The 20,275-nt window shown below is 71.8% G+C and carries 17 protein-coding genes and 2 CRISPR repeat arrays; of the genes, 11 read left to right on the top strand and 6 right to left on the bottom strand.

Features of this window, described 5'->3' with window-relative positions; all coding sequences use genetic code 11:
* Positions 1–134 precede the first annotated feature (134 nt).
* From cas5e to casA, 4 genes are read right to left on the bottom strand one after another with little or no spacing between them, the layout of a single operon-like run.
* Positions 135–887 (bottom strand): type I-E CRISPR-associated protein Cas5/CasD, encoded by a 753-nt coding sequence (cas5e, locus tag AB0O09_RS13925; protein ID WP_363541835.1) that lies wholly within the window; start codon positions 885–887, stop codon positions 135–137.
* Entirely contained in the window at positions 884–2,074 is a 1,191-nt protein-coding gene (cas7e, locus tag AB0O09_RS13920) for a type I-E CRISPR-associated protein Cas7/Cse4/CasC (RefSeq protein WP_363541834.1), read from the bottom strand. The genes cas5e and cas7e overlap by 4 nt, the downstream gene beginning before the upstream one ends.
* A complete protein-coding gene (gene casB, locus AB0O09_RS13915) occupies positions 2,074–2,793 on the bottom strand; it encodes a type I-E CRISPR-associated protein Cse2/CasB (protein WP_363541833.1) in 720 nt (239 codons plus the stop codon). The genes cas7e and casB overlap by 1 nt, the downstream gene beginning before the upstream one ends.
* On the bottom strand, positions 2,790–4,373 hold the full coding sequence (gene casA, locus AB0O09_RS13910; RefSeq protein WP_363541831.1) for a type I-E CRISPR-associated protein Cse1/CasA: 1,584 nt from the start codon (positions 4,371–4,373) through the stop codon (positions 2,790–2,792). Before casA ends, casB begins: the two co-directional genes overlap by 4 nt.
* Positions 4,374–4,621: 248 nt before the next feature.
* Positions 4,622–5,744: a CRISPR direct-repeat array (repeat unit 28 nt; unit sequence TCCTCCCCGCGCGAGCGGGGGTCAGCCG).
* Positions 5,745–5,861: 117 nt separating this feature from the next.
* Here casA and AB0O09_RS13905 point away from each other — a divergent pair.
* Positions 5,862–6,380 (top strand): hypothetical protein, encoded by a 519-nt coding sequence (locus tag AB0O09_RS13905; protein ID WP_363541830.1) that lies wholly within the window; start codon positions 5,862–5,864, stop codon positions 6,378–6,380.
* A gap of 171 nt (positions 6,381–6,551) precedes the next feature.
* A CRISPR array of direct repeats spans positions 6,552–8,581; the repeat unit is 23 nt; unit sequence CCCGCGCGAGCGGGGGTCAGCCG.
* A 184-nt stretch (positions 8,582–8,765) separates the two neighbouring features.
* On the opposite strand, the gene AB0O09_RS13900 is transcribed toward AB0O09_RS13905, so the two are convergent.
* Positions 8,766–9,584, bottom strand: coding sequence for a DciA family protein (locus AB0O09_RS13900; RefSeq protein ID WP_363541829.1), 819 nt, complete (start codon positions 9,582–9,584; stop codon positions 8,766–8,768).
* Positions 9,581–10,993: a transcriptional regulator gene (locus AB0O09_RS13895; RefSeq protein ID WP_363541828.1), complete on the bottom strand. Its 1,413-nt coding sequence runs from the start codon at positions 10,991–10,993 to the stop codon at positions 9,581–9,583. The genes AB0O09_RS13900 and AB0O09_RS13895 overlap by 4 nt, the downstream gene beginning before the upstream one ends.
* A 657-nt stretch (positions 10,994–11,650) precedes the next feature.
* Here AB0O09_RS13895 and AB0O09_RS13890 point away from each other — a divergent pair.
* The 10 genes from AB0O09_RS13890 to AB0O09_RS13845 all read left to right on the top strand — a co-directional run bounded on the left by AB0O09_RS13890 (position 11,651) and on the right by AB0O09_RS13845 (position 20,183).
* Entirely contained in the window at positions 11,651–12,406 is a 756-nt protein-coding gene (locus AB0O09_RS13890; protein WP_363541827.1) for a GntR family transcriptional regulator, read from the top strand.
* Between the two features lie 165 nt (positions 12,407–12,571).
* Positions 12,572–12,781, top strand: a complete 210-nt coding sequence (locus AB0O09_RS13885; protein ID WP_363519007.1) for a helix-turn-helix domain-containing protein — start codon at positions 12,572–12,574, stop codon at positions 12,779–12,781.
* 254 nt (positions 12,782–13,035) lie between these two features.
* The gene (locus tag AB0O09_RS13880; protein ID WP_363541826.1) at positions 13,036–13,626 is read left to right on the top strand and encodes a hypothetical protein; all 591 of its coding nucleotides are present in this window, start codon (positions 13,036–13,038) and stop codon (positions 13,624–13,626) included.
* A gap of 165 nt (positions 13,627–13,791) precedes the next feature.
* Positions 13,792–14,220 carry a hypothetical protein gene (locus AB0O09_RS13875; protein WP_363541825.1) on the top strand — a complete coding sequence of 143 codons (429 nt, stop codon included), beginning with the start codon at positions 13,792–13,794 and terminating at the stop codon, positions 14,218–14,220.
* Positions 14,221–14,225: 5 nt separating this feature from the next.
* Positions 14,226–14,360 carry a hypothetical protein gene (locus tag AB0O09_RS13870; protein WP_363541824.1) on the top strand — a complete coding sequence of 45 codons (135 nt, stop codon included), beginning with the start codon at positions 14,226–14,228 and terminating at the stop codon, positions 14,358–14,360.
* A 265-nt stretch (positions 14,361–14,625) separates the two neighbouring features.
* A complete protein-coding gene (locus AB0O09_RS13865) occupies positions 14,626–14,889 on the top strand; it encodes a hypothetical protein (RefSeq protein WP_363541823.1) in 264 nt (87 codons plus the stop codon).
* Between the two features lie 569 nt (positions 14,890–15,458).
* Entirely contained in the window at positions 15,459–16,979 is a 1,521-nt protein-coding gene (locus AB0O09_RS13860; protein ID WP_363541822.1) for a DUF2637 domain-containing protein, read from the top strand.
* Positions 16,980–17,175: 196 nt separating this feature from the next.
* Complete coding sequence (locus AB0O09_RS13855) at positions 17,176–17,640, top strand: hypothetical protein (protein WP_363541821.1); 465 nt, start codon at positions 17,176–17,178, stop codon at positions 17,638–17,640.
* Positions 17,637–17,951: a hypothetical protein gene (locus tag AB0O09_RS13850; protein WP_363541820.1), complete on the top strand. Its 315-nt coding sequence runs from the start codon at positions 17,637–17,639 to the stop codon at positions 17,949–17,951. Before AB0O09_RS13855 ends, AB0O09_RS13850 begins: the two co-directional genes overlap by 4 nt.
* A 117-nt stretch (positions 17,952–18,068) precedes the next feature.
* A complete protein-coding gene (locus AB0O09_RS13845) occupies positions 18,069–20,183 on the top strand; it encodes an ATP/GTP-binding protein (RefSeq protein ID WP_363541819.1) in 2,115 nt (704 codons plus the stop codon).
* Positions 20,184–20,275 lie beyond the last annotated feature (92 nt).

Raw genomic sequence — 20,275 nt, 5'->3', positions numbered from 1 at the left:
TCAGGTCTGAGAACTCCGACATCCGACGCGATCCGCACCCGCTGCGCGGGCCCGACGTGCCGGCCGGGCCCGTTCCCGAGCCGGGGCGGGCGCCCGATCGGGCACCCGCCCCAGCCCAGGAACGGGCGCCACGGTCAGGCGATCTGTCGCCGCCACGCGCCGAGCGCCGACAAGAACTCCGTCCCCAAGCCCCCGCACTGCTCTACGGGATGGGAGCGGTGGCTCTCCCACACCGGCCGGCTCGTCCACTCCCGCCCCGCCAGCCCCACGTCCGGCACCAGACGGGTCGCGGGCCGGCCGGCGTCCCCCGCAGGAGGCCGCTCCGCGACGTACGCGACGCCCACCGGCTTCTCCACGACCCCGCCACGCACCCGGGGCGCCTCCCGGTGCAGCGGCATCCCGGCCAGCAGCACCTCGACGTCGTCACGCTCCGCGATCAGCACCGGCGTCGCAGGAGGACACGACCGACGGCCCAGATACGGCGGGAACACCGGGCGCCGCAGCGCCTGCGCCACAGCGCGAATCGTCTCCCCGGGGCCGGTCACAGCCACCGTGAACGCGGCATCCGCCAGGTACCAGCTGTCGAACAGCAGCGCCTCACCGCGGCGTTTCCCGTTCGCAGTCACCACCGTCCGCTCCGCCGGCAGCCCACCGCCGACCGTCTGGAAATCCCGCACGCGCACGCCCGGCCGGTCGACCCGCACCCGATGCACCAGCTCTTCCAAATCACCGACGTCCGCACCACGCGGACGCCCGAGCGCCGCGGCGAGCATTCCCGTCACGCCACTGCGCGTCGGAACCGGATGCGTCCCCCGCACCCGCCCGCCCTTCGGACCGCCCCACGACTGCAACGGCCCCGACAGGTGCAGCAGCACCCCGCCGTTCACGCCGCCTTCTCCAAGGCGAGCGCGGCCTGCGTCATACGCTCCACCAGCTCGCCCAGGCTTCCCAGCCGCTCCCCCAAATGCTTGATCCCGGACAAGTCCGCGGTTCCGGCGTGCCCCGACGCCGCCAGCACACCGCGGTCGAAGAACTCCACCACCGCACCCGCGTGCGCATCCAGCCGCTCGATGCTCGGCGCCGTCCACCCGCTTCCCGCAGCCGTCGTCACCGGCGACTCGAACGCCCCCGACAAGTTCACCGGCTGGTCCGTGCGCACCGTCAGATACACCAGTGCCGGCGGCGTGAACGGCGCCGTGTTCCGCGACTTCGCCGTCGGCACCAGCACCGCCAACTCCCGCAGGAACGCCCCCAGGAACTCCTCCGCCGCCTCCCGGTCCCCACCCATGTTCCCGACCAGCTCCGTCACGTTCACCGACCCATACCGGTAGTACGTCCCCGACGTGTGGCCCGCCGACCCCATGTGCGCCGACCCCGCATCCTCACCCGGAACGTCATCCACCGCAGTGAAGAAGTCCGGCTGCTCCACCAGTGCGTGCGTTGTCAGGGTGTGGGCCACGCTCACCGCACCGTCCACCGTCGACTCCGAGCTGTTCGCCAGCATCCGACCGAACGCGGCAATCGACGCGTTCCTGCTCGCCAGGATCTCCCGCACCTTCTTCTGCAACTGCGCGACGAACGCCTTCTCCTCCTTCGACAGGGCGGGTGCCTTCGTCTTCTTGGTCTTGTCGGCCGAGGCCTTCGCCACCGCCTCCGCGTGCGCCGCCACCTTCAACACCGCCTCCCGGTCCTTCACCACCAGGTCCGCCAAGGCCTCCACCACCTCCTGCGGCACGTACAGCATCACGCTCGTCATCCCGCCATCTCCGATACCAAGGCCCTGGATCCCCGACGCGACGACCACCGCCTGCCCCGCCGTAACCGCTTCCTCCTCCGCCCAGCCCCGCTCCTGCAGCGCCTCCGCAACCTGCGACGGCAGGCGCCGCGTGCGCAGGGCCCGCTCACCGATCCGCTCCTCCACTCGCAACCGGGCCACCCGCTTCGTGTTCTGCGACGACGTACGCCCCCGCAGCGCCCCACCGAACAGCACGGTCTTCGGGCTGCCCAGGTCGTCCCGGTTCAGATTCGACAACGGGTAGCCGTGCAGCACGTGCGCGCAGATGTGAACAGCCATCAGGACTCCTCCTCGATCAAAGAACCGCTCTTGTCACCGCTGGGCTCGGATCCGCCAGCCACACCGGCCGGCTCCGCGCCCTCCACCTCGCCGCCGGCCGCACCGCCGTGCGCGAAGGAGAAAAACCAGTCGTTCGCGATGTCGACCCGCCGCTCGGGCCACCGCCGCAGATCCCGCACCAGCAGCGGCCAGTTCACCGGCACCCCCTCACCGGCCACCCGCGCCACCAGCGGCCGGCACTCCACCACCAGCCCCGCCAGATCCGTCTGCCGCGCCAGACGCTGCAACCGCTCCGCCGCAGAGTCCTCACGCAAGACCCCCGCGATTTCCGCCCGCCGCACCGTCCACCCGAGATCACCCCAGGACGCCTGCCACACCCGCGCCCCCCGGCCCCCGCCGCCGCCCCGCCCGGCCGACACCGACGGCGTCTGCGCCGCGAACATCCCCGCCACCGCACCGAACGCCAAGCGCCCCGCCGGCCCCCGCGGTACCAGCCGCGCCACCTTCACCGGCAATTCCCACCCGGCCACCATCCCCGCCGACGACAGCACCCGCCGCATCCGCGCCCGACCGCCCGGTGTCCCACAAGCCTCGGCGACCTCCTCCATGAACGCCGTCTCGTACGCGAGCCACGCCGGCGGACCCACCACCTCCCCACCAGCCCGGCCGGGCACCGCAACGCCCTCCGCCGCCGTCCCGGCATCGGTCACCTCACTCACGCCGCCACACCCTTTCGCTTCTTCGCGCTACGCGCCCGAGCCACGGGCCCAAAGACCAGCAACCCCCGCGCCTCCTGCACCGTCGCCATCCCCCGCACCGACGCGCCCCGCACCCCCGCCGTCGCCTCGTCGAACACCTCCAGGGCCAACCGCCGAAACCGCGGCGCACTCCCACCCGGCTCAGCCACCACCCGCCAGAACTCCTCCTCCGCCCGCTCCATGAACACCGCGACCGTCGGCCCCACGAACCCCTCCCGGTCATCACTCCTACGACCGGGATTCAGCGCATGCCACACCCGCGCCATCGACCGGCCCAGCAACGACGCCGACTCCTCAGCCGACCGGTGCGCCGCCGCCACCGCGGCCGCGCCGTCAGGACTGCGTTCCTCCACCAGCTCCAGCACCGGCGGTGTCTCCCCGACCAGCCATGCGCTGTTCTTGTCCTGCTTGTCCTGGTCCCATCCCAGGGCCCGCACCCGCAGTGCACGGCAGACCTCGGCCGGCAGGTTCGCCACGCTGTCGAACACTCTCGGCCTGCGGGTGGTGGCCCTGTCGCCGACGCGCTCCTTCAGCAACAGCGCGTCCACGTCCCGCCATACAGCCCGCCGATGATCCGCCCGCACCGGGCCGCCGCTCGACCGGTCGATCACATACGGGTCCACCGCCGGCGGCAGATCCACACTCGTGCCCCACGCGATCCGGCACCCGACCGTCTGCGCCCCGCCTTCGTCAGGGGTCAGCAGGACCGCGTGCGCGAACCTGCCGGTCAACAGGGACACCACGCCGCACGGAGCTGCCGGCGCCAGCGGATCCGGCAGGTCAGCGCTCTCCCACGGCGCCAGATCCTTGTGCGGCCCGGACGGCCACGACTCGGGCGCCGGAATGGACAGCACCAGCGACTCGAACAGGTTCCGTCCACGCGGAAACCACCGCAGCAGCGACCTCACCGGACCCGCTTTGCACGACTTGCTCGTCCGCCCCCCGTGAGAACGCACCGCCCCCATGCCCGACGGCCCGAAGGCCCGCCAGGCCAGAACCCACCCCAACGCCTCCCCCGACGGCACCGGCCGGGACTCCGCGACCCGACCGCTCCACATCGCGTTCGCCCCCGACGGACGGTCCATTACCAACCGCCCGGCCGGACCCGACTCCGCGACCTCCACCAACAACCGCGGGTCCTGCATGAACGGCCGCACCGGGTCATGGAGCCACAGCCCGCCCGCATGCTCATCGAGATAGGCGCGGACCGCCTCCGGCTCGAAACGCCCCCTGCCGAGGACCTCTTCCAGCCGATCCAGCCACCCCTCCCCCGAACCGGTGGCGAGCCCCGCCACCCGCGCGGCAAAGGCCGCCAACACCGGCCGCACCGCCGACTCCACCGGCACCGCGCTGAAATCCAACTCCTCCAGCAGGTGCGCGCCCGACAGCACACCCTCCACACCAGCGACAACGCGTCCACCCGGCTCCGCGCCGGAAAACACGGACTCCAACTCCTCCCGCTCTGCCCCGCTCATGTCAGCCCGCACCCTGGCCCGCACCCAAGGACTCGTGGCCACGGAAAATCCCTGCTCGATGAGCAACTCACCCACTCCTCCCGACACTGCTCCGCATCAGGAGAAGAACTAACATCCATCACTGACAGTCGAACAAAAGTGACTCAATGTGATTGAAATTGATAGAAGACTTTCGGCGCTGACCACTCGCGCAACAGGCCGACCACTCGGCTCCAACGCCGCCCAGATCTCGATCGGCTGTCATGCAGTCGTGGGAGGATTGGGCAACCCACCTGCTCTTTGACATCTAAACAGGACCAACCTGGCGTCTACCGGTCGTCCCCGCGCGAGCGGGGGTCAGCCGTTCACCTGCGCGATCAGACCCGCGACCGGCGTGTCCTTCCCGCGCAAGCGGGGGTCAACCGCCGTGGTCGCGGATTGAGGCTTTGATGCGCTCGTCCTCCCCGCGCGAGCGAGGGTCAGCCTTCCAGGGTGTACGGCAGGGGGTACGTGCTGTAGTCCTCCCCGCGCGAGCGGGGGTCAGCCGTCCCACCGGACCGGTTACCCGGGGCCGGGAGGTCTTCCCCGCGCGAGCGGGGGTCAGCCGCAGCTCAACAAGCCCTACTTGTGGGGCGGTACGTCCTCCCCGCGCGAGCGGGGGTCAGCCGTCGCGGGGGCGGAGCGTCTCGACGACGTCGCCATCCTCCCCGCGCGAGCGGGGGTCAGCCGGCGTCTGCTGCCTGGTCATGGCGACCGAGAGGGTCTTCCCCACGCGAGTGGGGCAGCCGACGGCCACCCGCCACGGCAAGGGAATGCCCGCGTCCTCCCCGCGTGAGCGAGGGTCAGCCAGCAGCCGGGGTGTCCCGGCAGTACGTGACGAAGTCCTCCCTGCGCGCGTGGGGGTCTGCCGATCAAGCTCGGCCGCACCTGGGTGTTCACCACGTCCTCCCGGCGCGAGCGGGGGGCAGCCGACCGCTCTCGACCTGAAGGAGACCGCCCGGTCGTCCTCCCCGCGCGAGCGGGGGTCAGCCGGACTCGCCGGAGGGCGTCACCGGAAGCGCCGAGGCCTCCCCACGCGAGCGGGGGTCAGCCGTCCCACCGGACCGGTTACCCCGGGGCCGGGAGGTCTTCCCCGCGCGAGCGGGGGTCAGCCGTTCCCGTCGTAGGCAATGAAGCCGTCCAGTTCGTCCTCCCTGCGCGAGCAGGGGTCAGCCGGAGGTCGAGCTCATCCTGGTCAAGGCCGGCGAGTCCTCCCCGCGCGAGCGGGGGTAAGCCGGTTCGGGCCAGGGCATGACCGATCCGATGATCGTCCTCCCCGCGCGAGCAGGGGTCAGCCAGCCGACAACAGCCACTTGGCGGCGATCGCCGCGGCCTCCCCGCGCAAGCGGGGGTCAGCCGCTGGAGCGCCCGACCGGCGCCGAGCCCCGCAAGTCCTCCCCGCGCGAGCGGGGGTGTCGGCGTACGAGTCAACATGCACCACCTCGTACGGTGACCGTGCGCCAAAGTTGATGCGGTGACTGGCTGCTGTCCGCGAGCCTGCTGCGGTCGGTTCGGGCGGCAGAGGGGTAACGCTGCATGATGATCCGCGTGAAGAATGCACGAGTGGATCTATCGGCGGATCGCGCGGACCTCTACGAGCCGCTGATGAGGTCCGCCTCCCCTTCTTGCGAGGGCGAGGGGGCGGTCAGGCTGGTCTTCCAGGTCGAGGCACTCTGGGACTGGTTGCTTCGGTGGAAGTGCATCAAGCACGTGTCGACAGACAGGTACGACTACTTGGAGGTCGACTTCGCCAGGGCGCTGGAACTTGCCCGGACTGTCGATGGCGATCCACAGAGCGCACGGGCCCAGCTGGGGCGTTCCGCCAGAGCGGTCCTCATGGTGGCCGCCAACCTGGTCGGAGCGGAGCAGTCGTCGCTGCGAAACGTCCTCTACTACCTGGAGGAGGCCGACATGCGGCATGTTGCCGAGGCGATGATGTTCAGCGCGGGCTTCGTGGACGGCACGGTCGACCTCTGGGGTGGCGAAGGAGAAGACGATCCCCGCGGATTCGGGCCGAACAGCAGGGAACAGCAGGAACGCTGGGAGAAGATTTGATCCAGCGAGAGCCTGTCATGCAGACAGTGGCCTTCACCGTCGACGATGAGCTCTCAGGCCGGCCCTGACGATCAAACTCCGATGAGACAACCACGGTCCCTCGAACTTCGCTGAGCCAGGTAATGAGTGGGTGCACACAACTCCGTACGGACTGGAACACTCAGACCAGTACGCCGACAGGGGGTCAGCCGTTCGTCGGTGGCGTCATCGCCATCGCCATGATTTCCTCCCCGCGCGAGCGGGGGCCAGCCGACCGGCATGCTCGGCAAGGCGGCTCTCGCAGGGTCCTCCCCGCGCGAGCGAGGGTCAGCCGTTCGTCTCGACAAGCGGCACCAGCGTCAACATGTTCTCCCCGCGCGAGCGGGGGTCGGCCGGGCGGTCCCTGAGGTGGACGATCTGGGTACGCGTCTTCCCTGCACGAGCGGGGGTCAGCCGAGACCTTCGGCATTGCCCGGGCCGGCATCCCTGTCCTCTCCGCGCCGAGCGGGGGCCAGCCGTTCCCGCCGGAACCGGAAGCCCGGGGCCGGAGGTCCTCCCCGCGCGAGCGGGGGTCAGCCGCCGCCCGGGTGGGTGCTGTGGCCGCGGCATAGCTCCTCCCCGCGCAAGCGGGGGTCAGCCGTTCCAGGACGCGGTGATCAACGGCGATTCCGGGTCGTCCCCGTGCGAGCGGAGGTCAGCCGCAGCGCATGGACACCGCACGGGACCGCAATACGTCCTCCCTGCGCGAGCGGGGGTCAGCCGTCCAAAGCGGCCCGCTCATCAACCAGCTGCGCGTCCTCCCAGCGCGAGCGGGGGTCAGCCGGATGAGCAGTCAGAAAATCCCTGCTGCCACCGGTCCTCCCCGCGCGAGCGGGGGCAGCCGGAGAAGGTGCAGGGGGAGAAGGTCGAATGGACGTCCTCCCCGCGCGAGCGGGGGTCAGCCGACGGCGAGGTGGCCCATGTTGGCTGTGTCGAGGTCCTCCCTGCGCGAGCGGGGGTCTGCCGGCCCTCAAGGACGTCGGGATCAAGACGAAGTCGTCCTCCCCACGCGAGCGGGGGTCAGCCGTTAGCCGAGCTGTCCGGGCTGTCCCGGAAGACGTCCTCCCTGCGCGAGCGGGGGTCAGCCGGAGCTCGTTTACGGCGGGCCGCAGGCCGTCAAGTCCTCCGCGCGGGCGGGGGTCAGCCGTTGTAGCGCGGCAGGCCCAGCCGGTCGCGGTCGCCCTCCCCGCGCGAGCGGAGGTCAGCCGATGAGTGCGCGGCGGGTGATCGAGCGGCTGAAGTCCTCCCTGCGCAAGCGGGGATCAGCCGATCTCGTCGGTGCGGGCCACGTCGCCGGTGATGTCCTCCCTGCGCGAGCGGGGGTCAGCCGTCGTACGGGTCCTCAGCCGCGTCCATGACGGCGTCCCCCCGCGCGAGCGGGGGTCAGCCGAACCTGAGGGACGCGCTGAAGCCGGCCGCCGCGCCCTCCCTGCGCGAGCGGGGGTCAGCCGAAATTGCGGCACGCGGCGGCGCGAAGCGCTGGGCCCTCCCCGCGCGAGCGGGGGTCAGCCGTAGGCGACGGATCCGACGGCGGCGGTGTCCGGGCCCTCCCCGCGCGAGCGGGGGTCAGCCGCCGCCCCAGGTCTGGCTGCCCTCGTTGAAGGTGCCCTCCCCGCGCGAGCGGGGGTCAGCCGCAGCTGGGGGCCGTGGAGACGGAACCGCAGCGGCCCTCCCCGCGCGAGCGGGGTCAGCCTCCACTCCTCACGGGATGGATCAGCGTGCGTCGGTCCTTCCCGCGCGAGCGGGGGTCAGCCGTTCGTCTCGACAAGCGGCACCAGCGCCAACATATTCTCCCCGCGCCGAGCGGGGGTCAGCCGTTCCCGCCGGAACCGGAGGCCCGGGGCTGGAGGTCCTTCCCGCGCGAGCGGGGGTCAGCCGGACGCGACGCTGAGATGGCCACCCCGTCTGTCGTCCTTCCCGCGCGAGCGGGGGTCAGCCGCTGGAGCCGTTGACGGGCGAGTTGAGGAGCGCGTCTTCCCCGCGCGAGCGGGGGTCAGCCGCCGTGGTTTAGCCTCGTCGTCGCAGACTTCGAGTTCTCCCTGCGCGAGCGGGGGTCAGCCGGAGTCGGGGAGCGAGAGCCACCCGCTCCGCCCGTCCTCCCCGCGCGAGCGGGGGTTAGCCGTGCAGCAACCGCGAGTCCATGACGTCCGAGGAGTCCTCCCCGCGTGAGCGGGGGTCAGCCGTCATACCCTGCGTGGGGTCGCCCTCCCAGGAGCCCTCCCCTCACACTCGCGGGAAGGTCCCTGGAAGTGCCCTGCCCACCTACGCGCCACGATCTCGGCCCCGCGCTCGCGGGGATGGTCCACTGCCCCGAGGTGAGGAGTAGATGAGCCCTTCCTCGATCCCGCGCTCACGGGGATCAGGTTGTTACGCGGCGCCGCTGATGGTCATCGGCAGCCGGTTCGGGCGCAGCGGGACGGCGCCGACGTGGAGTGCCTTGTCGTGGCGGGCGCGGTGTTCGGCGAGGGTCTGGTTGGTGGTGGTGGTTGCTGCGGTGCGGGCGGCGGCTTCCTCCTGGTCGGTCTTCTCGGCGAGGCCTTGGGCGAATTGGTCCTCGGGTTCGCGTCGGTTGAGGATGGCCTGTTCCTGGCGGGCGACAGCGGCCGCGATGGCTGGGTTGGTGAGGGTGGTGGTGCGCCGGATCGCGGCGAGGGCCTGGTGGTAGCCGGTGCTGGCGTTGTTACGGGTGCGGACCTCGGCTTCGGGCTGCTCGACAGCCGGACGGTGCTCGGTGCGCTGGGCGATGGCGCGGGGCGCCAGGATCCGCAGGTCCCGCACGACGGTTCGGCCGACCTTGCCGTTGATCCGGGCGACGAGTTGGCGGCCGATCAGGCGCAGCTGGGTGGCGTAGGCGGGGGAGGCGGGCTGGAGGTCGAGGCGGCCGGTGCGGGTGTCGAAGTGGACTGGGGTCACCTTGCCGACGAGTTCGGGGGCGATGGTGGTCCATTGGTCGAGGATACCGCCGGCGGCGGTGGGGGTGTCCCAGGCCCGCTCGGTGACCAGGCTGGCCAGGGCGGCGCCGAGCCCGATCGGGTCGCGGCCGCCGGTGCGGACCGTGGTGCGGCGGGTGGGGCGGGTGGTGGAGCTGCGGCCGCCGGGGGCGTCGGCGCTTTGGGTGCGGGCGGCTTCGCGGGCGGCCTTGAGGGCGATGCGGGCGAGGTCGACGCCGGTGGACGTCTCGGTCACGCGGACCTCCAGGTCTGGTGGATGAGCATGCGGCCGGTGTGCCGCAGGCGCAGGACCTGGTCGACCAGGCCGTGGGTGTAGAGCTGGCGGGCGTAGTTCTCGCCGCAGTCCCGGATGGCCATCAGGACCATCTCCGGGTCGCGCTGGCCGAGGGTGCGCAGCTCGATGACGTCCTCGCGGGTGAGCTGGTGCAGGTCGGTCAGGCCGTCCTGGTCCTGGGCGAACAGCTGCAGTTCCTGGGCGCCTTGGCCGCCGGCCTGTCGGACCTGGGCGAAGGCGTCGTCGACGAGGCGGGCTGCGGCGCGGGTGGCCGGGTCCTGCCAGTCGGTGAGGCGCCACTCGTCCGAGTGCCGGTTGTGCCGGGCCTGCTTGGCGGAGCGGGACCCGCGCCAGCGTTCGACCTGCGCGGCGCGCTCCTTCTGGGTGCGCCAGCCGGGCATCTGGGTCATGCCGCGCAGCCGGTGGGCGAGCAGGCCGGAGGGCCGGTAGCTGCCGCGCTTGGGCTCTTCCAGCGTGGACAGCCAGGCGATGACTTCCTCCGCTGTCCAGCCTGCGTCCGCGACCTCCTGCACGACCCAGGCGATCCGCGGGACCAGAGCGCGGCGCAGCCACGGAACCTGGCGTACCAGCTCGGCGGCCAACTGGAACCGGCGGCCCACGGAGTTGATCTTTCGGGTGTTTCGGCCCGGCTTCGTGGGCTTCTTCGCGCTGGTGGACTTCGGCTTCCCGCTCGCGACGTCTGTCTCAGAGGGGAGGTGAGTACAACCGTCAGCAAGGGCAGTACAGCAACCATCCTCCATTGGGGTGCAACGGCTGTTGGCTGCTGAGGTGTTGTCAGTGGCCTGTGGGCCCTGGGACGGGGCGGTGGTCGGGGGAGTCTTTGCGGACCCCTTCGGCCGGGGGACCTTGATCTTGCGCGAGGCCCTCTGCCCGAGCTTCGCGATCAGGGTCCGGCCCGCCTCCGAGATGCCGGTCATCCGCCGCTCTACACCCTCGCCAGCGGTGCGGATCCCGAGCGCCTGGTCGTAGGAGAGGGGGATGAGCCGCTCGTACTCCGACGCGAGGCAGGTGACCCGCTTCTGACCGGGCATCGGCGGCAGCCGGGTGCCGACCGAGCGCCAGGCCAGCAGACCGGTCGCCTGGAGGATGTCCCGGTGGTACTGCACGGTCCGCCGGGAGCAGCTCAGTGCGCGCATCAGGTGCGCGATCGACGGCCGGCACGGCGCCAGTGCCGAGAGCACCTCCGCCAGCCGGACCGTGGTCGCGCAGAAGCTCGGGCGGCGCGGCGGCGGGACGTACAGGCCGGAGCCGTGCACCCAGTGCACCGCTTGCATCCAGCTGTAGCCGTCCAGTGCGATCCGACCCGTGGTGCCGGACAGCAGGTGCTGCTCTCGGGGCGCCCACGTCACCTGTGACGCCTCAGCGGCAGGCTTGGGTGGTAGGGCAGACCGCTGGCCGGGAATGACCAGAAGGGCGGGAGCGCCCAAAATTCGCGTGTCTGCGTGATTTCCAGGGATGGCTGACTGGATCTGCGCAGGGTTGTCCTGCATCATGTCCCCGTCCTCAAAAGGCAACTGAGGGCGCGCGGAGGCCCTCGATGGGGGGCTGAAGTGGTTCTGGGAGAACCGAAAAGTGAGGACGACGGGCCCCTGGCAGGGCGGTCTCCTCACACGGAGGATCTGGGCGCCCATCGGCCTGGTGGCCGAGGAGCACCCGGGCGGCGCTACCGCAGGCTCTTCTCTGGCAAGAGGAGTAGCGGGTATCAGCGCCGCCCGTGGCGGCCTAGGTCATTTCGACCCCCGGCTCGATTGAATGGATGAGGAACACCCGAGTGGCGCGCAACCACAGCAGCCACGAGAAGAACTTGCGATCAAGAAAAGGCATCAGGGCAGACGCGACCCCTGTCGCGGACACCCCTGGCATGGAGCGGCCTGTCTCGGGCAACTGTAACCTCTCTATAGAGCATTTGCTACTCGCGGCACCTTTGCGCTTCAGCCCGGCCCCCTTGCGGCGGGGCGCGGTCCCGCGCGCTAGCGTTGTCTAGAGAGCCTGAGAGAGGGGAAGTTTTGTCTGATCAGCAGCCTGCCGTTCCGCGGTACCAGCAGATCGCGGAGGAGCTCAGGGCTGCCATTGCATCAGGTGAGTACCCGCCTGGCTCGCGGATCCCTGGCGAGAACGCGCTGATGCAGCTCTATGGTGTCGCCCGCAATACGGCGCGCCAAGCGCTCGCGGTCTTGAAGGATGCCGGCCTGACAGAGGCTCGGAAAGGCTCGGGCGTGTACGTCCGGGTCGACCGGCTGATTCGGCGAAACGCAGTGAAGCGGCTGGCCGCGCAGCAGTGGGGTGAAGGCAAGTCCATCTGGGAGGCTGACCTGTCGGATCAGGTGCCAGTGGCCGTCGACCTCGCGGTAGAGGAGGTGGACGTGCCGAAGGAGCTCGCGGCAGTCATGGAACTGTCGCTCGAGTCCCGGGTGTGGCGGCGCAGCCGAACCTACGAGGTCGACGGGCGGCCGGTGAACCGTGCGGTCTCCTACCTGCCGGCGGACCTCGTTGCTGGCACCGCGATTGTTCAGCCGGATACGGGGCCAGGTGGCACCTATGCTCGGCTGGCGGAGGTCGGGCACGCTCCTGCCCACTTCCGTGAAGAGGTCCGCGTTCGTATGCCGCTGCCTGAGGAGGCGCGCCTGTTGGATCTCCCTGCGGCGACGCCGGTCATCCTCATCGTGCGCGTCGCTCGAGACGCCGAGGGTCGCGTCGTTGAGGTCAACCACATGACCATGGATGCCACCAGATACGTACTGGAGTACGACTTCAGCTCCTGACTGAAGGATCAAGAGAAGGCCCCGCTTCACGGCGTGGGCCTTCTCTGCGTTGTGGGAGTCCTGCAGATGGAGCATCTATAGAGAGATTGACCTCTATAGAGAGAAGTGCTTCTATAGAGAGAGCGGCGTGGCATCCCCGCTGCACCCCTCGAACCCGGGAGCCTCATGTCTGAACTCGCTGAACCGGAGCCGCGCCTACGAGTGCGCGACGTCGCTGACAAGCTCCACGTCAGCCCCAGTACGGTCTACCGACTCATCGACTCTGGCCAGCTTGTCGCCATCCACGTTGGAGCCGGAACCAGCCGACGTAGTGGCATCCAAGTCTCGGAAGCGTCCGTGGCCGATTTCATGATCCGCCGCTCGATCGTCGTCTGACTTCCAGCAAGCCGCTGCCGCTGCATCGCCGCTGGACATAGCAGCCACTCATGGCGGCCTGGGTTGAGCCCACCTGCTCCCCAGGCCGGGGCAGCTGTACTTCATATCGCGCACCACCGCACTACCCCGCAGCGCTGCTGCGCTGTCTGTGCGCCAGGACCGTCGGCTCACCGGCCCGGCCCTGGCGGGCGATGGGAGCAGCACTCGCTCCTCAGCTTTCTTCCCTTTCCCTGCCCCTTCCGGGAGGTATTGCCATGCCTGCTCGTGTCCGCACCAAGCGCCGCTCCGCTCTTCCCACTGTTCGGATCAGCTCGCTGCGCCCCAGCACCTACAACGTGCGTCCCGGCGAGGTGCACACGATCGTCTGCCCCGACTGCCAGACCTGGCAGCGCATCATGGGCTCGTCGACCCTGACGATCCGCGACCACCACGCGACCGACCTGTCCGGGGCCGAACTGGACGCCGGCCAGCGAGACACGCGCTGCCCGTCCGCGCGGCGGGTCGTCCTGGTCGACCTCACCCCCGACGAGATCACGGACTGGGCGAGGGAGCAGGACCGGCCGATGAAGCTGGACGCGATGCCGGCCGAGACCCGTCGCGCGGCCCGCCAGCACTACAAGCCGCTGCCGCCGGCCGCTCCCGCGCTCCACCACATCGCCGAGCGCCGCGAGACCGCACCGGCGTCTACTGGTGCCGCACGCACCGCGCAGTGGACCGAGGTCCTGCCCGCGGTGGACCACACCGACATGGTGCGGCGGACCGCCGTCCTCGCCAGCCACGCCGAGCCCCGCCACCTCGTCTATGGCGCCCAGGTCCCCACGACGACGCTGCATCCTGCTGCCTGATCCACCGCCAGCACGAGCAGCCACGGCCGTCGCTTATCCGGACTACCGGGTGGGCGGCGGCCGTGGCTGCTCGTGCAGCAGCCACCGCAACGAGAAGGCCCCGGGGGTGCGACCCCGGGGCCTTCGTCGGTCGCTCCCAGCGAAAGGACCACGACCGTGGAAACCATGATGGCATCCGCCGGCACCCCGGCGAGCCACCCGAACAACGACCTCGACGACCTCGACGACCTCGACGACCTCTACACCCGCTACGCGAGCCCGCTGCTCGCGGCCGCCGCCGAGCAGCTCGCCGCGATCAACCCGGAGACCACCGACTTCGCCGAGGCCCTGACCGAGGCGGTCTGGTCTGACGTCGCCGCCGGCCGTTACCCGCAGGGCGCCCGTGGCCTGGACGGCCTGCTGATCCTGCTGCGCAGCCGGGCCCGACAGGTCCAGGATCGCGCGCTGGCCGCCACTCGCGCGATCCGCGAGGTCGTCATCGACCTGGACGACCTCGCCGACGAGCCGCACACCGCGATCCCCACCGTCCGGGCGCTCCCGGCCACGGTCTCCGCGGCCGTCGCCGCCACGTGCGGCCTCCCGCTGGCCGGGTGAGCGCCGTGACGATGACGCCCGAGGGCGCAGCCGAGCTGCAGCGCCAGATCCAGGAGCAGGCGGCCCGGCTGGAGGCGCAGCGCGCCGCCGACCGGGCGGCCGCCGAGGCCGCCCGCGCCGCTGCCGGAGGTGGCTGGTGATGCTCTGCCAGCACTTGCACGTGTGCCGGTCCTTCATCGGCGGGGGCACCCCCGTTCCGCCGCCTGCACCGCCGAGCCCGCCCGCGCCCCCGGCCCCGCCGGCCGACCCAAGCGACGGTGACTGGTGAGCAGCCCCGAGGACCAGGCCTGGACCCAGCGGCAGATGGACGAGCTGCTGCGCCGGGCCCGCGAGATGCACGCGAAGGCGCAGGCCGAGAAGGCCGGCGGACAGCAGCAGTAGCCACGACACGAGAGGAGACCGCCCGTGAGGACGACCGAGGAGTACGACGCCTGGCAGGCCGGGCTGGAGCAGATGAACCGCGACTACGAGGAGGCCGACCAGGCCGAGTACGTCGCCTACATGGACGAGCTCGACGCCCGCGACGTCGCGCGCTGGGCCGACCCGGTCCTGGAGCAGGCGGCCAGCGGCGGCGCGCTCCTGGAGCAGCGGCACGCCCTGCACGAGGCCGCGCACCCGGAGACCGTCGCCGCGCTTCAGCGCCTGGCCCTCATGGCCCCGTCGGCCTGACCGTCGGTTGCTGTCGTTCGCCACCGCGCCCACCCCCGGCAGGACCGGGGCCGGGCGGGGTGGTGTTCGACGGTGCCCGACGCGCCGCCCGCCGGATGCCGGCGGACCGATCAGGAAGGACAGGCCGACGGCGACAACGGCCGCATCGGCTGGCTTCGCCACTGATTTCGGCACCGCCCTGCTGCTGCCCCGACCGGTTTCGGGACCGGCACCAGCTGCCTCGGCCCCACCGCACACGACGCCGCGCGCACCCCCGCCTCGACGGGCTGCGCGGGCCCGCTTCCCACCCCGGCCGGCCGCCGTTTCGGGACCACCCGGCCCCGTTTCGGGAGCACCTGATCCTGTTTCGGGAGCAGCCCCGGCCGTTTCGCGCCCACCTGAACGATCTCTCTTTGGAGGCCACCGTGACGATCACCGACATGCCGCCCACGGCGGCTCCACCCATCCCGACGCAGCACGCGCCGGACCCCATTTCGGCACCGGCCGAACCCGTTTCGGGAGCGGCCCGGTTCGTTTCACCTCCGGCCCCGGACGCTTCGGAGACACCCGCCGAGGGCCGCAACCCCCTGATGATCGGCCTGTCCCTCGCGGCGGCCGTCGGCGGCATCCTGGTCGGGGCGATCGGTTTCGCGATGTCCTACGACACGCTGGCCGCCGTCGCGCTGCACTGGGGATTCAGCAAGGACCTGGCGCCCTGGTTCCCGATCGGCGTCGACGCCAGCATCGTGGCGTTCCTCGCCCTGGACCTCTACCTGGTCCGCAAGCTGACGCCCTGGCACGTGCTGCGCCTGGCCGCCCACCTGATGACGGCCGCGACGATCTGGTTCAACGCCTCCTCGCAGGGCCCGGTGCAGGCCGACCCGGTGCGGGCGGCTGCGCACGGCGTCATGCCGATCCTGTTCGTGATCGGGGTCGAGGCCGCACGCCGCCTGATCATCCAGAAGGCCAGGCTGGAGGCCGGTACCGCGACCGACCGGGTGCCGCTGCACCGCTGGCTGCTGGCCCCGGTCTCCAGTGCCCGTCTGTACCGGCGGATGCGGCTGTACAACGTCGCCTCCTACCCGGAGATGGTCCGCCGCGAGCAGGAGCTTATCGCCTACGAGCTGTGGCTCAAGCGCAAGCACGGCGGCAGCTTGGACCTGGCCAGCGAGGACGAGCTGCTGCCGATGACCATGGCCCCCTACGGCTACACCGTCGCCCAGGCGCTGGCCATGCCGGACGAGCAGGAGCGGGAGGCCGAGCTGCGTGCGGAGGAGGCCGAGCGCCGGCGCCTGGAGGCGGAGACCCGCCGCCAGCTGGCCGAGAAGGAGGCCGAGGCCGACCGGCTGCGGGCGGAGGGCCGCCTGGAGGCGGTGCGCGCCGAGGTCGAGGGCGAGACGGGCCAGGCCCGCGCCCACGCCAGGGCCCAGGTCACGGCCGCCGAGCGGGCCGCGGAGATGGAGAAGGCGGCGCTGGAGACGGCGCTGGTCGCCGAGGCCCGTGCCCGCACCGCGGCGGCGGAGCGGGAGGAGGCCGAGGAGCGGCAGGCGGCGGCCGCCGCGGACCTGGAGGCGGCCCGGCTGGAGCGGGCCGCGGCCGAGGAGCGCAGGGCGGCCGCCGAGGCCGACCAGGTGGCCGCGGCGGAGGAGCGGGCGATCGAGACGCAGACCATCGCGGTGGCCCGCCGGGCCGCGGCCGAAGCGGACGCAGCCGCCGCCGAAACGGAGCGGGCCACCGCCGAAACGCGCCTGGCCGCCGCCGAAGCCGACCGCCGCGCGGCCGAGGCCCGGGTACTCGAGGAGACGGCTCTCACCGCCATCCAGGAGTCCCTGAAGGACGCTGCCGAAATGGCGAAGGCCGCCGCCGAAACGCGGCTGGCCGCCGCCGAAATCGAGCGACGCGCGGTCGAAACCGAGGACATCGCCAAGCTGAGGCCGCGCGAGCGGGCGGTGCGCAAGGTCGCCCGGATGATCCTGGCGACCGCCAACGGCGCAGCCGAGCAGCTGCCGCTCGCGGACATCCAGCGCGAGCTCGACGTCTCCTCCCCGGCCACCGCCTCCGAGTACCGCCAGGAGGCCGCCGAACTCCTTGCCTCCGGCTACCGGCCCTGACCGGCCCGGCCGGCCGCACCCGTGCACGGCCTCTCCGGTGGCCACCAGGGCGCTCGAATCGCCCTGGTGACCGCCGAAGGCGCCGAAGCGCCGCGCACCACCCTAGACCCGGCCGTCCGGCCGGAGCCCGGGTCAACCACAGACCACCCACCCGCGGCCGGGACCACCGGCCGAACCCCGAAGGAGAAAACCGCCCATGACGGACGAGCACGAGAACGCCCTGCGGGCCGTCGCCCAGAACCCCGAGGCCTTCGTCGCCTACCTCGCCGACCTCCAGCGCATGCTGCTGGGGATCGGGCAGAACCTGGAGACGCTGCAGCGCGAGACCCGGGTCCACCTGCGCTCCACCCACGTCGAGGGCGACCGCTGGTACCACGCCCGGCTGCGGGCCCTGCCGCTCGAGCGCCAGCTCACGGACGTCCTGCGGCACCTGAAGGCCGTCACCGCCGGCCTGGAGAAGGGCGCCTACAAGCGCCGCGCCCACGACGACGAGGTGAACGCCCTGCCCGGAAAGCGCAGGGAGAAGGCCATCGCCAAGGACCGGAAGAAGCCCCCGGCCGCCCTGCAGAATTCGCCGACCGAAAAGGGTTCCGCCCCGGCGGATTCCCGCTACGGTGGTCCCACGACGATTTTCGACCTGAGTGAAAAGCGGTCCGCGTGAACCGGCCGCTGACCGGCGTCGAACGCGGCACGGAAAAGCGCCGGGCCTGGTACGTCGACGAGGAGCGCAAAGCCCGCGAACAGCGCGGCGAGCAGGGTGCGATGGAGTTCTGGCTCCGCACCGCACGCTCCCAGATCGCCAAGGAAATCCGGGCCGGCCGCACGGATGCGTGGGCCGGCTTCGCGCTGGTGTGCCGGCTGCTGATGACCGCGCTCCAGAAGCGCGCCGCGGGCGACCGGCGGATCTGGGACGACCTGATGCGCTATGCGGAGCAGGTCGTGGCGCAGCACCCCCCGCGTGACCCTGCGTGAGATACGAGGCCCCGCCGGAAGCCCGGCGGGGCCTCGCGCGCATTACGCGTGCACACGTGCTCGTGCACGCGTGCACACGAGAGCCCACTGTCTGTCAACCCCTGGAAGGAGGTTTCCGTGTCCGACGACAGCGACCGCGACGGCGGCGATGGCCGGGTGATCGAGTTCCCCGGCGCCGGGGACGGCTCGTACGTCCCGCCGCCGATCCCGCTCTACCGCGACGAGACCGCGGTCCCCCCGGAGACCGCGGAGGAGACCACCCTCGAACTCCCCGCCATTCCCGCACCCGCGCACCCCGCGACATACCTGGCCTCGGAAGGAATTCCCGCCAGTTCCGCGCCCGGAAATTCCGGCGAGGATGCGGAAATGGGTGAGGAATCCGCCGAATACTGGGTGCGGCGTTCCCTCGCCGACCGGATCGGCGATTGGCTGGAATACCGGATCGACCTCGGACGCGCCCGCAAGGACGCCGAAGCACCTCTGCGTGAGGCCGAGATCGAGGTCGCGATCGCGCGTCTGAAGGCGAAAACAGACCGCGAAACGGCGCTCATGGAGCAGCAGAACAAGCTCCGCCAGGCCCAGCTGCAGGCGGCCGCGGCCCGGACGGCGGCCCAGGGCAAGACGGACGCGGTCGGCAAGGGCGCCGACAAGGGCCTGACCAAGTCCCCGGCCGGAACCCCCGGCGGCGCCGGCCGCAACGGCGCTGGCAAGGGGCCCAACCCCGGCGCCGGTGCTGGCAAGGGGCCGGGCCGCAGCGACGGGCGGGGCCCGGGGCCCGGTGGTGCCAAGAACGGCCCAGGCGGGCCCTCTGGCGGCCGCAAGGGGTCGGGCCGCGGTACGGAGTCGGCGGGCGACCTGAAGAGCCGTCAGAAGAGCTCTGGCGGCTCTGGTGGCTCCGGCGGGGGACGGGACGGCAAGGGCCGGCAGCAGGCTGCGGCCGAGCGGTCCCGCGCCCGCCAGGAGCGGCTCGCCGCCCGGCAGAACGCCGATCTCGCGGACCGCACCAAGGACCGTGACCAGGCCCGCGACCGCCGGGCGGCCGCCCGGCTGGACCGCCGCACCGACAAGGCCGAGCGCCGCGCGAAGAAGGCCGAGCGCGCCGCCGCCAAGGCGGCCGGGAAGGAGGCGGCGAAGGTCTCAGCTGCCGAGGCAGGTCGCACCACCCTCGGCGAAGCCGTGGCCCAGGAGGCACAGCGGCGCTGGGACGAGCGGCAGGAGACGCGGCAGAAGGCCGAGAGGGAGAAGGCGGCCGCCAAGGCCGACCTGTCCAAGGGCAAGGCAACGGGCGCCGACGGCCAGGACGGCGCACAGGCGGCCGGCGGCCCGGAGCCGAAAGACGGCGGGCCGGACCCGAAACGCCGGGAGGCGGACCCGAAACGGCAGCAGCCGGAGCCGAAAGACGACGGACCGCAGGCTCGCGGTGAGGATCCGGACGGCGACCGGCGGTCGAAGGAGCGCCGGTACACCTGGTGGGACCCGCGCGCCGGGTTCGGCTACCGGCGCACCGCCGACGGAACCGCAGCCGAAGCCGGACCTGCTGAGGGCAACGGCACGGCGCGGCCGGATCCCGGCGATCCGGAGCCTGAGCCGGAGACCGTGTCCCCGGGCCGTTCCTGGCAGCCGCCGCGCGGCACACCGGACGGCGACGGTGACATCCAGGACGCGGAGATCGTCGTGCCCGCGCTGCCGGCCACCGGGCCCGCCGCCCTGCCGTCCGCACCCGAGCCCCACACGCGGCGGCCCGGCACCACCCGGCCCACCGCGACAGCAACGGAAACGGAGGAGATGCCGATGGTGGCACCCACGGGCACGGGCGGCCGGCAGCGCACGGCCGCCCGGCCGGAGATGGCTGCGCAGCACCGCACCGAGGTCACGCTCGACGAGTACCTGGTCGAGATCGCCAACATCGCGGTGTCTGCGGCCGCGGACAGGGAGGACGCCGAGGAACTCGCCGCCTCGCTGACGGCCGTGGCCGACGCGCTGCGGGAGATGGCCGGCGACCTGGTCGGCGACCACAACGTCGACACCGACGTGGTCGACCTGATCACGAACCTCGCCGACTCCGCCGCCGCGATGGCCGCCCAGGCGCAGCGCTGCTCGGCCGAGTGCGAGGAGGCCGCCGCCGCGGCGGCCCTGGCGGCGCGGGCCGTCGCGCAGGCCTACACCGAGGACGTCACCGCGATGGACGCGAGCGGCTTGGCGCAGGCCTCCGCCGCAGCTCACCACGACTGACCAGATCACCGCGGCTGGAACTTCCAGCCGATCGCAGCGATCACCTCACGGTGATCCCGCCACTGGCCCGCTCGTTTCGGCGTCCTGCTGGA

The sequence above is a fragment of the Kitasatospora sp. NPDC093679 genome (assembly GCF_040683455.1).
Lineage (GTDB): Bacteria > Actinomycetota > Actinomycetes > Streptomycetales > Streptomycetaceae > Kitasatospora > Kitasatospora arboriphila.
Note: the sequence above shows the minus strand (reverse complement) of the source record. Positions and strands in the feature narration are given on the sequence as shown.